Annotated in this window: 11 protein-coding genes; 2 read left to right on the forward strand and 9 right to left on the reverse strand. The window is 38.5% G+C overall.

The features are described from left to right. Nucleotides 1-9: 9 nt before the first annotated feature. The 7 genes from mnhG to ACFIM1_RS00390 form a co-directional block, all read right to left on the reverse strand. The gene (mnhG, locus tag ACFIM1_RS00360) at nucleotides 10-417 is read right to left on the reverse strand and encodes a monovalent cation/H(+) antiporter subunit G (protein ID WP_375607883.1); all 408 of its coding nucleotides are present in this window, start codon (nucleotides 415-417) and stop codon (nucleotides 10-12) included. Continuing rightward, on the reverse strand, nucleotides 414-695 hold the full coding sequence (locus ACFIM1_RS00365; RefSeq protein ID WP_375607884.1) for a K+/H+ antiporter subunit F: 282 nt from the start codon (nucleotides 693-695) through the stop codon (nucleotides 414-416). The genes mnhG and ACFIM1_RS00365 overlap by 4 nt, the downstream gene beginning before the upstream one ends. Continuing rightward, nucleotides 695-1,177, reverse strand: a complete 483-nt coding sequence (locus ACFIM1_RS00370) for a Na+/H+ antiporter subunit E (protein WP_375607885.1) — start codon at nucleotides 1,175-1,177, stop codon at nucleotides 695-697. Before ACFIM1_RS00370 ends, ACFIM1_RS00365 begins: the two co-directional genes overlap by 1 nt. After that, nucleotides 1,174-2,796: a monovalent cation/H+ antiporter subunit D gene (locus ACFIM1_RS00375; protein ID WP_375609013.1), complete on the reverse strand. Its 1,623-nt coding sequence runs from the start codon at nucleotides 2,794-2,796 to the stop codon at nucleotides 1,174-1,176. Before ACFIM1_RS00375 ends, ACFIM1_RS00370 begins: the two co-directional genes overlap by 4 nt. Before the next feature lie 2 nt (nucleotides 2,797-2,798). Then, complete coding sequence (locus ACFIM1_RS00380; protein WP_375609012.1) at nucleotides 2,799-3,137, reverse strand: Na+/H+ antiporter subunit C; 339 nt, start codon at nucleotides 3,135-3,137, stop codon at nucleotides 2,799-2,801. Continuing rightward, complete coding sequence (locus ACFIM1_RS00385) at nucleotides 3,137-6,058, reverse strand: monovalent cation/H+ antiporter subunit A (protein WP_375609011.1); 2,922 nt, start codon at nucleotides 6,056-6,058, stop codon at nucleotides 3,137-3,139. The genes ACFIM1_RS00380 and ACFIM1_RS00385 overlap by 1 nt, the downstream gene beginning before the upstream one ends. 226 nt (nucleotides 6,059-6,284) lie before the next feature. Continuing rightward, a complete protein-coding gene (locus ACFIM1_RS00390) occupies nucleotides 6,285-6,782 on the reverse strand; it encodes a BA14K family protein (protein ID WP_375609010.1) in 498 nt (165 codons plus the stop codon). Nucleotides 6,783-6,948: 166 nt separating this feature from the next. Here ACFIM1_RS00390 and ACFIM1_RS00395 point away from each other — a divergent pair, with 166 nt between their 5' ends. Beyond that, complete coding sequence (locus ACFIM1_RS00395) at nucleotides 6,949-8,046, forward strand: carboxynorspermidine decarboxylase (protein ID WP_375609056.1); 1,098 nt, start codon at nucleotides 6,949-6,951, stop codon at nucleotides 8,044-8,046. 53 nt (nucleotides 8,047-8,099) lie between these two features. Beyond that, complete coding sequence (locus ACFIM1_RS00400; RefSeq protein WP_375609009.1) at nucleotides 8,100-9,338, forward strand: saccharopine dehydrogenase NADP-binding domain-containing protein; 1,239 nt, start codon at nucleotides 8,100-8,102, stop codon at nucleotides 9,336-9,338. 1,118 nt (nucleotides 9,339-10,456) lie between these two features. Here the strand turns inward: ACFIM1_RS00400 and lpdA are convergent. Next, a complete protein-coding gene (gene lpdA / locus ACFIM1_RS00405; RefSeq protein ID WP_375607891.1) occupies nucleotides 10,457-11,863 on the reverse strand; it encodes a dihydrolipoyl dehydrogenase in 1,407 nt (468 codons plus the stop codon). Between the two features lie 31 nt (nucleotides 11,864-11,894). Continuing rightward, complete coding sequence (odhB, locus tag ACFIM1_RS00410) at nucleotides 11,895-13,109, reverse strand: 2-oxoglutarate dehydrogenase complex dihydrolipoyllysine-residue succinyltransferase (RefSeq protein ID WP_375607892.1); 1,215 nt, start codon at nucleotides 13,107-13,109, stop codon at nucleotides 11,895-11,897. Nucleotides 13,110-13,131: the final 22 nt, after the last annotated feature.

Raw genomic sequence — 13,131 nt, forward strand, 5'->3', positions numbered from 1 at the left:
TTATTCATCTTAAAAATCGCTCTGGCTCGTATCACATGATATTTCTTCTGAAGCAGATGTTTGTTCTTCCATCTGACGTGATAAAAGAGCCAGCGGTTTTTTTAATTTATTTTTTGAATAGTGGCGATAAGCCGACGCTTGTGATACGAGCATAGAAGCGACAGGCATTGTTATAAATAAAAAAATCATCAACAAAAATTCATGAAAAACAAAATGATGATCTATAAAAATTGAATAAAGAAACGACGCAATAAGAATACTGCCAGCACCCCAACTTGTACTCAAAGAAAGCATATGTAAACGCTTATAAAACGTGGGAAGGCGCACCAATCCTATTGTTCCAATCAATGTGAGACCAGATCCTAATATCAAAAAAAATGTAACAGCAATAGAAACAACAAGCGATACATCCTTCATTCAATAATTTCTCCTCGCATGAGAAATTTTGCCAACGCAATACTTGATACAGGACCCAACAAGCCAATAATAAGTGCTGCAACAAAATAAATAGTTGTTCCTGAACGGATATCGAATGTAAGAAATAAAAGAATAGTGATTATATAAAGAGCATCCAACCCCACAATCCGATCTTGCGCCCGTGGCCCACGAATCAACCGAAATAGTGCAAGAATCATTGCCAAACTTAAAAAAAACTGCGAAAGATAAAGCCCCCAATAAAGGATCACCATACTCATTAAAAAATCTCCAAAAGTAATTGCTCATAGCGTTTTTTGATCAATTTTTGATAATCATATCCATTTTTAAAATTTAAAACATGAAGTAAAAGTTCACTATTTTTTCTATTATAGGCAATCCAAACAGTACCTGGAGTTGCTGAAAGAATACATGCCAAAACAGCTAAAGCTGTACGACTTTCGAGCGAAATGGACACCACAATAAAACCAGACTGATGTTTTCGAGATCTTTTGGTTAAAACGAAGCAAGCCACTGCAATATTTGAAACGATAGAATCGATAAACACACGAAAAGACAACTGAAAAACTGCCCGCCAACTTTTAATGGTTGTCTTTTCCGACTCAAGAAGCCGCATCATCCAGCCCCCAAACAACGCGATGATAACGCCTAAAAGCAATTGGCCGAAACTAAAGCCATTTAAGATCAGCCACATAAAAACAATTGCTACGCTAGAAAAAGGGAAAAAGTAACAATACTTCATTGATTCATCCCCCTATTTTCTAGAGAAAAATCATCCAAAACACTTCCAATATAGTTTTTAGGTTCATACAAAGTTCTGGCCGTTTCCAACATATAACGACTAACAGGACCAGCAACAATTGTAATAAGAAAACACAAAGCAAGGAGAACGGCAACAGAAGCAAATTCAATCACCTGAACCCTTGGAATTCTGCCCTCAAGAGAAATCCAAAAAGTTCGAATCCCCGTTCGTGTCATCGCAATTAAAGCAGCAAAACTAGATATGGTAACAAAAATCATAAAAAGCCAATCATGATAAACGGGCAGAGAGGTAGAAATATTTTCTTTACTATAGTTTAAGAGTGCCACGAACATCATAAATTTAGCAACAAAACCAGAAAAAGGTGGTAGACCAATAATCAAAAGTGCACAAAGCCCAAAACAAGCCCCAAGAATTGCCAAAGTTACCGGCAAATAGGTCCCCACTTCATCTTCTTCATCCTCTTCATCGTCACCATAAACTTCCATTGTAACCGTCAAAACATTGGCTGCCACATCTTGACAACGTTCAACCAACTCCACAACAAGAAAAAAAGCACCAAGTGCCAATGTTGAGGAAACAATATAAAAAAGTGCACCTGCAATCAATGCTGTGTTGCCAATCCCAATCGCTGTCAACAAAGTCCCAGAAGAAACCAAAACACTATAAGCTGCCAAACGTACTAAGACTTGGCTTGCCAACACCCCAATAAAACCAAAAGCCATAGTGGCAAGACCACCGTAAAATAAAACCGTTTGACCAAAATGGCTAAAATGTCCACTTTCAGGCCCAAACCATAACAATGTTAAACGTAAAATAATATAAATACCAACTTTGCTTAAAAGTGCAAAAGAAGCTCCAACGGGCACTACTGCTGCACTGTACGTTGGCATCAACCAAAAATTCAATGGCCACACTCCTGCTTTAAGCAAGAAAGCAACCCCCAAAAGCGCAGCTCCTATTTCGAATAAAATCATATCGCTAGAAGCTATATATTTTATTTTTACAGCCAAATCAGCCATATTGAGCGTACCCACGATTCCATAAATGAGCGCCGCGCCAACCAGAAAAAACAATGAAGCAACCAGATTAACCACGACATAATGCAACCCAGCACGCACACGTAACAGACCAGATCCATGCAAAGCAAGCCCATAAGAGGCTGTTAACATTACTTCGAAAAATACAAATAAATTAAATAAATCACCTGTCAAAAAAGCACCGTTTATTCCAACCATGAAAAATTGCATCAATGACTGAAAATGAGGACCCGCTTTATACCAATGTGCTCGTGCAAAAACCAATGCTGCAGCGGTCAACAGACTAGAAAGTAAAAGCATCATAGCACTTAAGCGATCAAGCACCAAAACAATACCGAAAGGGGAAGGCCAATTACCAAGCCGATAAACATCCAGGGCTGGTGCAACTTCAAGAGCACGCCTCACCAATAAAACAGCAACAACAATTAACAATACAGCGGAAAAAATACTTATAAGTGATTTCAGTTTTGAACGGCGTTCATCATAGAAAAGAAGAAGAGCTCCTGTAATTAACGGCAAAAGAATAGGCAAAATAAGAAGATAATGCACGCAAGCTCCCATCACTATACCTCACGTCCATCAACGTGATCTGAACCTGTTAAACCGCGTGAAACCAACAAGATAACCAAAAATAACGCTGTCGTTGCAAAACTGATCACAATCGCAGTTAAAACCAAAGCCTGAGGAAGAGGATCAACATAATTAGCTGGATTAATCACTGTAGTAGGATCAACAATTGGCGCCGCATTACTGCGGGGTCTACTCATTGCAAATATGAAAAGATTAACACCATGAGATATCAAAGACAACCCAAGAATGATTTGAAAAGTTCTAGGACGTAAAATGAGCCAAATCCCAGATCCAACAAGAACACCAATAGCCAAAGAAAGAATAATTTCCATCAATTTTCCTTCTCTTTCAAAGCAGGTTTTTTACCGATTCGGTAACTACGAATTGACTGATGTGCAAGTGCAATTAAAATGAGAACCGTTGCCCCCAACACAAGAGAAAACACACCAAAATCAAACAAAAAAGCAGATGCTATAGGAATCTTTCCAATTAACGGCACATGAATATATTGAAAAAATGATGTTAAAAAAGGATACCCAAAAAACAAAGCCCCTATTCCCGTTAGAGCCGATAGCAATAAACCGAAACCCATCCAGCGTAAAGGCAAGACTCTCAAATGGTTTTCTACCCAACGAATATCTTGTGCAAGGTATTGCAAAATAAAGCCTATCGCTAAAGTGACTCCACCAACAAATCCCCCTCCTGGAAGATCATGGCCTCGCACGAATAAATAAACAGCAAAAGCGATAATAACCGGAAAAAGCCACCCCATAATAACAGAAGGAATAACGAGATAATTCAACACTGTATCCCCCACATTCCGATCCGGCTGTGCCTTATCAAAAGCTTCCTGAACACGTTGTTGAAACGGTGCATCAATACTTTCAGGAGCAGGGCGGAATCGACGCAAAAGGGCAAAGACAGTCAGTGAAACAGCCCCCAAAACCACAATTTCTCCCATAGTATCAAAACCACGGAAATCAACCAATAACACATTCACAACATTTCGACCACCAGCACCAGAATGAGCATTCTTCAGAAAAAAATGAGAAACTGTTGTTCCTTGAGGACGTGTCATCACCGCAAAAGAGAGCCATGCAACACCAGCACCTCCCATAATTGCTATGACGAAATCACGAGCACGACGTACACGCACCCAAAAATGAACAGACGTTGGAGCAGGATTATGCACACGCTTAGGCAACCAGCGCAAACCAAGCAATAATAAAACAGCTGTCACGATTTCAACAACCAATTGCGTTATTGCCAAATCGGGCGCAGAAAGCCATAAAAAGGTTGCACAAGTCATTAGTCCTGCTCCCCCCAACAGCATGAGTGAAGCAAGACGGTGAAACTTTGCTTGCCAAGCCACTAAAAGAGCGCACAATCCACCGACTAACCAAAGAGCGAGAAAAGGAATATCAAGTGGAAAAAGTGGTAATTCTCCTGCTGCAATTAAACCATCACACCAAAGCAAAAGACCAACAAAAATAAAACACACACCAAAGATCCAATGCAACTGTATTTGCAAACGGCGTGTTGACAAAACAGATTCCACCGCACGTGCCCATTTCCAAGAAATAATCACAAGAATACGTTCAAAAATACGCGGTCCATTCAAATGACGAAAAAAAGGAGCCCCATCATCACAGGATAAAAAATAACGATGCCCGACAACATAAAGCAATCCGCCCCCTAATAAAGCCACTAAGCTCATCATTAATGGCGTATTAATCCCATGCCAAACAGCTAAGCTATAAGAGATCTTCATTGGTCCTAAAACAGACACAATAGCATTATCTAAAATAGGCCCGATTGTTAAATTAGGAAAAATACCAACTGCCAAACAAATAAACACCAAAAGTTCCATTGGTAAACGCATAAAATGCGGAGGTTCATGCGGAGTTTTGGGTAATTTATCCGGTTTTGGTCCCCAAAAGACACCATGAATAAAGCGTATAGAATAAGTCACACTAAACAAGCTAGCCAGCGTTGCTACATAAGGAGCAATCCAATCAAGCCATGATTCCATATGCGTTTCAACGGCCTCAGCAAAAAACATTTCTTTCGATAAAAAACCATTTAATAAAGGAACACCAGCCATCGCTGCACTTGCCACTAAAGCAAGAGTTGCTGTAACCGGCATAAAGCGATAAAGGCCTGTCAACTTACGCATATCACGTGTTCCGGTTTCATGATCAATAATACCAGCAGCCATAAATAAAGAAGCTTTAAAAGTAGCATGATTAGCCATATGAAAAATCGCTGCAACACATGCAAGGGGACTCCCAAGGCTTAAAAGCGTGGTAATCAATCCAAGATGACTAATAGTCGAATAAGCAAGCAGTCCTTTCAAATCTTGCTGAAACATAGAACAATAGGCACCTAGAAGAAGTGTCGAAAGTCCTGAAAAGCCAACCAGCCAAAACCAAAGCTCTGTCCCAGAAAGCACGGGCCATAAACGAACCAGCAAAAACAACCCTGCTTTCACCATCGTGGCCGAATGCAAATAAGCCGATACAGGTGTTGGAGCAGCCATCGCGTTGGGTAGCCAAAAATGAAAGGGAAACTGCGCGCTTTTTGTTAATCCTCCCAATAAAATACAAATAAGGACAGGACTATAAAGAGAACTTGACCGGATCACATCTCCAGACTGAAGAACCTTATCCAAATCAAAACTGCCAACAATGTACCCAATCAATAAAACCCCAATAAAAAGGGCAAAACCACCAAAACCTGTAATCGTTAAAGCCATACGTGCCCCTTCACGCGCACTAGCATTATGATACCAATAACCAATCAACAAAAAAGAAAAAATACTGGTAAGTTCCCAAAAAACAACCAAAAAAACGAGATTACCTGATAAAACAATCCCTGTCATCGAACCCATAAAGGCCAGAAAAAAGGAAAAAAATCGTGGTACAGAATCTGCCGGATCCATATAATAACGCGCATAAACAACGATAAGCAGCCCAATTCCTGTAATGAGCAAGCAAAAAAGCCACGATAGACCATCTATCCGAAGGACTAAATTCCCTCCCCATTCTGGAAGCCAAGAAATATCCAAACGTATAATATGATTTCCACAAACCGCAGGATAAAGCATGATTGTAAAAAAAAGACTAAAAAGAGCAATGCCTCCAGCAAACCATGCTTCGTTATTTTTCGCTGTCGAATGAAAAAAGCCAATAACAGCGCTTCCACCAAAGGGAAGCAAAACGAGCAATATCAACATTGCTTCCCGTGTTATCATTCTTTCAGCTCCATACTGCCCTTAAATATTTTGTCATTGACAAAACAAAGTTTATATTTCCCCCATCCACACTTAATGATAATAAGATTTAATAAAACTTAAAAGCATTTAAATTTTTTAACAACAATGCTTGCGTAAAAATACTGCGCACCATACAAGTTTTCTCCTTATTGTAAGAACAATAACGCCCACGACAAGAAGCAATTAAAATTTTATTTAATAATTTCTATCCTTTAAAAAAGTGCGATAAACACTGTTTACGAGATCCATGAAAAGGCTGGAAACTATTATTATTTTTATTATAAGAGCGATAACGCACACGGCAAGATTCAATATGTTGTTTAAGCATCCATGGCTCTTTTTTTTCTAATTTTTCTGAAGAAGAAGCTAAAAACTCTCTTTTAGTATCTGATACAACTTTTAATGATGCGCCTTTTGTGCTTAAGTGCGGAGATGTAACAAATGCCGCTTCAGGATACCACCAATTATCTTTATACTTAACATAACCACGTCTATAATCATGATACCCCTTAAAACCATTAAGTTCTCTACGCCCAGTAAAAATCAAAGATACCGAATCCTCTTGGACAGAGGCATTAGAAATCAGTTTGGCTTTAGCATCACTCCTATTTTGCACCAAATGAGTAAGAGTGGTTGTTATAATGAAAAAACTGCTAACAAATACAAAAGCTAAAGCATAATATAATTTTTTTTTCATACTCATAACGCAAAACTCAAAATAATAAACGACAGCAGTTACAGAAAGTCTTTCATTGCTAGACAGAAACAGTTTCTTCTCCTAAAATCCTTTTTTCTTGATACATTCTGTTACTCTTTATACTAAACGTTTATCTTGGCAATAAGATCCTTCAAAAAAGAATGAATAAATGATGATAAAAACCCCCTATTATCTTATAGACAAATCGAAACTCATCAAAAATATGCAAACGATTTCTCGCTTACGGGAAATATCCGGAGCAAAAGTTTTGCTTGCTTTGAAATGTTTTGCCACATGGAGTGTTTTTGATTTAATGTCTGAGTTTATGGATGGAACTACATCATCATCCCTTTATGAACTTCATTTAGGAAAAGAAAAGTTTGGCAAAGAAACGCATGCCTATTCAGTTGCTTGGGCCGATCATGAAATTGATGAAGCCTGTGGTTATGCAGATAAAATTATCTTTAACTCAATCCAACAACTTCAACGCTTTTCTAATGCAACAAAAACCATTCAACGAGGTCTAAGATTAAATCCAGGAATTAGTGCATCGAATTTTGATCTTGCCAATCCATCCCGCCCTTTTAGTCGCTTAGGAGAAACAAATCAAAGTGCTATTAAAGAAGTCCTGCCTCTCATCAACGGCTTGATGATCCATAATAATTGTGAAAATGCTGATTTTAATCTTTTTAATCAAATGCTTGGGTATATGGAAGAAAAGTTTTCAGAGCTTTTTTCTGCCGTTGACTGGATAAGCCTTGGCGGCGGAATCCATTTTACCGCTGAAAATTATCCTCTAGAAGCTTTCGCAGAACGCTTAAAGCACTTTTCCAAAACTCATGGTGTTACGCTTTTTCTAGAACCAGGAGAAGCCGCGATCACAAAAAGCACCACTCTAGAAGTCAGTGTTCTTGACACATTGTATAATCAAAAGAATCTTGCCATCGTCGACAGCTCAATTGAAGCACATATGCTTGACCTTCTCATTTATCGTGAAAATGCCAAATTAGAACCCAATCAAGGAGAACATGAAATTATGATCTGCGGAAAATCCTGCCTTGCCGGTGATGTTTTTGGAACTTTTCAGTTTCCAAAACCTCTTAAAATAGGGGATAGGCTGTCTTTTCAAGATGCAGCAGGGTATACAATGGTCAAGAAAAACTGGTTTAATGGTGTTACAATGCCTGCTATTGTTCTCAAAGAATGCGATGGCACATTAACACTGCAACGCCAGTTTAGCTATAACGACTATCAGGAAAGTCTTTCATAGAGATAACCATAAAAAACGTCATACAACAGTATTAAAAAGGAGATGAACCTACAATGAAGAAAAATGTTCTCATTATTGGTGCTGGAGGTGTTGCACAAGTTGTGGCGCACAAATGTGCTCAAAACAACGATATTCTTGGTGAAATTCACATTGCTTCACGAACGCTCAAAAAATGTGAAGCCATCATTGCTTCTATTAAAGAAAAAAACGCAATGAAAGAACAAAGTGTCTTCAAAAGCCATACACTCAATGCAATGAATGTAGAAGAAACTGTAAAGCTCATCCAAAAGACCAAATGCGAAATTGTCATTAATGTTGGTTCTGCCTTTCTCAATATGTCTATTCTTTCAGCTTGTATCGAAACCAAATGCGCTTATATCGATACTGCCATCCACGAAGATCCTCTTAAAATTTGTGAGACTCCTCCTTGGTATGGCAATTATGAATGGCCACGGCGTCAAGAATGTGAAAAAGCTGGTATCACCGCTATTTTGGGTGCGGGATTTGATCCCGGTGTCGTTAATGCTTACGCAGTATTAGCCCATAAATGTTATTTTGATAAAATCACAGACATCGATATTATCGATATTAATGCTGGGAATCATGGGCGTTGGTTTGCTACAAATTTTGATCCAGAAATTAACTTCCGTGAATTTACAGGACAAGTATGGTCATGGCAAAATAAAAAATGGACTTCCAATAAAATGTTTGAAGTCAGTCATGAATGGGATCTTCCAGTTGTCGGAAAACAAAAAGCCTATATGACAGGACATGATGAAATTCATTCACTTTCCAAAAATCTTGATGTTCAAAATGTCCGCTTCTGGATGGGATTTAGTGATCGTTATATCACTGTTTTTACCGTTTTGAAAAATCTTGGTCTCTTATCCGAACAGCCCATTAAAACAGCAGAAGGACAAGAAGTCGTTCCTTTAAAAGTTGTAAAAGCTGTCTTACCTGATCCTTCCTCTCTCGCCCCAGATTACACAGGAAAAACCTGTATTGGAGATCTTATTAAAGGTGAAAAAGATGGAAAACCAAAAGAAATTTTTATCTATAACATAGCCGATCATAAACAAGCTTTTCATGAAACTGGGGCACAAGGCATTTCCTATACGGCTGGCGTACCAGCAGCCGCAACAGCTCTTCTTATTGCCACAGGTGAATGGGATGTTAAAACTATGGTCAATGTGGAAGAGTTACCACCCCACCCTTTCCTTAAATATCTTGATCATATGGGGCTTCCCACTTTTATAAGAGAACAACAAGGGGATAAAAAATTACAATTTTAAATTTATCCCTATAGAGTGCATAAACTTAATTTTTCAAGTTATCACAAAACTGCCAAATAAAAACAAATTTAATATTCTTATGAAATTATATTTTAAATTTTAACTATGGATTATATTTTGGTAGCATTGGAATTTCTTAAAAACATTAAAGAAGATACAGATCATCTTTTTAAGACATAGCAAACCATGATAAAGAAAAATAGAATGGCAAAAAGAACTGATTTAATCACACTCTATGATCTGCCATTGTCATCAAAAAGATAGTGTTATCAACAAAAAGATATAAAAATACCGCTCTTAAAAAAAGAGCGGTATTTTGTAAAATATTTGACATCCATCTTCATCTTAAAGGATGAAAATTTTTAACCGGCGCCAATCATTAAACAATTCAATTCCTCTTAATTTCTCACTTCATATGATTCATCATAATATATAACATTTTGATTTATAATGATACAATTTTCGTTCTTAATTTGAATCATAACGCCGAATACTGTAAGATTTTCTCATCATAAACTCTCTCTTAATTGAATCAATTAAAATCTCTTGTCCGCACATCACAAACAAAGAAAACGTGTAAACAAAAAACGATAAAAGAAAATCTCCTCTTATGAAAACTCTCGAATAATAAAGAGCTTTAGCAATGTTGAGGAATGGAAAAACTTAGGATAGTGTCAGCGTACATTTTTACTAAACGTGAAGATGACGATGCATAATGAGTTTTATATAGTTCACAAGGAATTTTATAGTTATACTATTCACAAACACCATCGCGAAATAGCCTCTCGGAGCTTTGAAGAGATATTTCCTTAAAACAAAGCGGGCAAATAGGCCTCTACGCTCCATACCTTAGATATTTTATAACACTATAAAAAATACCTCATACGTAAACTTTTACGTAGACCAAATATCACCGCTCTAAACGATAAGATTTTACAGTACACCACGATAATCAATCAAAACAGCACAATCGAGCTCTAAAACAACAACTATTGAGCATATAACATTAAATGGAATCCCTCATTATTGGTTTTATTCCTTCTAAAGTGCTATTGTATGCTTCACAAGCATTTGCTGCCCCCCCTTGCTCTTTTTAAAATGTACCTTTTAAAAGATTTTTAAATATGAAGCGGTTTCGCAAATGTTGCTAAAGCTGCTTCACGCACTGCTTCCGATAAGGTAGGATGTGCATGACAACAGCGCCCTAGATCTTCTGATGAACCACTAAATTCCATTAAAACTGCAATTTCATGGATCATTTCACCAGCACCAAATCCAAGAATATGCCCCCCTAGCACCCGATCTGTTTTTTTATCAGAAAGGATTTTAACAAACCCATCACTCTTTTGCATCGCACGTGCACGACCATTAGCCATAAAAGGAAATTTGCCAACATTATACTCAATACCAGCAGTTTTTAATTCTTCTTCTGTTTTTCCTACACTCGCAATTTCCGGCTGAGTATAAACTACACTAGGAATAACATCAAAATTAACATGTCCTTTTTGACCTGCCAAAATTTCTGCCACAGCAACGCCTTCTTCCTCTGCTTTATGGGCTAACATTGGCCCTTTTACGACATCACCAATCGCATAAACTCCTGGAATATTCGTCTGCCAATGGGCATCAATTTCAACAAAACCACGTTCATCCAACTGAATACCGGCTTCTCTCAAGCCAAGCCCCTCTGTATAAGGAGAACGTCCAGTAGCAATAAGCACAACATCAGCCTCTAAAGTTTCAGCCTCCCCCCCTTTGACGGTTTCAAAGCTCACCTGAGCCGTTGAGCCAGATTGTGTAATGGCTGTTACCTTTGCACCAGTTTTATATTCAATTCCTTGTTTTTCCATTAACTTCTGAAATTGACGAGAAACTTCACCATCCATTGAACCCAAAATTTTATTATGATATTCAATAATGGTCACTTTAGCACCTAAACGGCTCCAAACTGATCCAAGTTCTGAACCAATAACACCAGCACCCACGACAATCATACGCGCAGGTACCTTTTCAAGTGAAAGCGCTCCCGTAGAAGAGACGATAGTCTTTTCATCAATTTTAACATTCACCCCTGGAATGCCCGAACTCTCAGAACCTGTCGCAATAATAATATTTTTTGTTTCAATCGTTTGTTTATTACCATCCTTGGCAACAACTTCCACATGACTCGCACTTAAAATTTTAGCTGTTCCCAAAAAAGTATCAACTTTATTTTTTTTCATCAAAAAAGAAACACCACTTGTATTGGCTGTCACTACAGCTTTCTTATGAACCATCATTTGTTCAAGATTAAGCTTAGGTTTCCCAATAGAAATACCAAGCGTTTCAAAACCATGCTGGGTTTCAGCAAACACTTCTGAAGCATGCAACAATGCTTTAGAAGGAATACAACCAACATTGAGGCATGTTCCCCCTAATGTTGTACGCTTTTCAATAATCGCTACTTTAAGTCCCAGTTGCGCCGCCTTTATTGCTGCTACATAACCACCTGGACCCGCTCCGATCACAGCCACATCATAAGACATCCGTTTCTCCTTTCATCCTGAAAACTGTATTTTACAAATCAAGAACAAGGCGTTCCGGATCTTCTAAGCTTTCCTTAACACGCACAAGGAAAGTTACAGCTTCTTGCCCATCCACAATACGGTGATCATAAGAAAGCGCTAAATACATCATGGGTCGGATTACCACTTGGCCCTCAACAACCATTGCTCGCTCTTTAATCGCATGCATTCCCAAAATACCAGATTGTGGTGCATTCAAAATCGGTGTCGACATTAACGACCCATACACACCACCATTGGTAATGGTAAAAGTTCCGCCTTGCATATCAGAAACAGCTAATTTTCCATCACGCGCAAGACGTCCCAAACGGCCAATTTCTTTTTCAATCTCTGCCAATGACATTTGATCTGCATCACGCACCACTGGAACGACAAGCCCTTTATCCGTTCCAACAGCAATTCCAACATTGACATAATTTTTGTAAACAATATCTGTTCCATCAATTTCTGCATTAACAGCAGGAAGTTCTTTCAATGCATGACAAACAGCCTTAGTAAAAAAACCCATAAAACCAAGTTTAACACCATGTTTCTTTTCAAAAAGGTCCTTATAACGCTTGCGCAAATCCATCACCGCTGACATATCAACCTCATTAAATGTGGTTAACATTGCTGCTACATTTTGCGCATCTTTAAGACGGCGCGCAATTGTTTGACGCAATTTCGTCATACGAACCCGCTCTTCACGTATTTCTTGGACGGGAATTACCGAAGAACTCGTCGCAGAAGAAGAAAGTGTAGAGGCGTTTGCTCTTTGTTCTAATCCACCAAGAACATCTTCTTTAAGAATTTGTCCACGTTTTCCAGAACCTGAAATATCGCTTTTTGCAACATTATTTTCAGCCATCAATTTTGCTGCCGAAGGTGAAGGAGGCATAGTACTACTGCTCGAAGCAGGCTTCTCTGATTCAGATGAAGCAACTGGAACAGGTGCAGTAGAAGACGAAAATGATTGGGAGACACCAGCTTCGCCAGCTTCCACCGCTCCTAAAAGAGCATTCACTTCAACCGTATCGCCTTCTTTTGCGATGATTTCAGATAACTTCCCCGCAACAGGAGAAGGAACTTCAACTGTTACCTTATCAGTTTCTAATTCAACCAAAGGCTCATCCATAGCGACAGCTTCGCCAAGTTTTTTAAACCATTTGCCAACCGTTGCTTCAGTAACCGATTCGCCTAAAGTAGGAACACGGATTTCAGTAGTCATAATATTCTTTCCATACATCAGA

The organism is Bartonella sp. AC158YNML, assembly GCF_042196725.1.
Taxonomy (GTDB): Bacteria; Pseudomonadota; Alphaproteobacteria; order Rhizobiales; family Rhizobiaceae; genus Bartonella.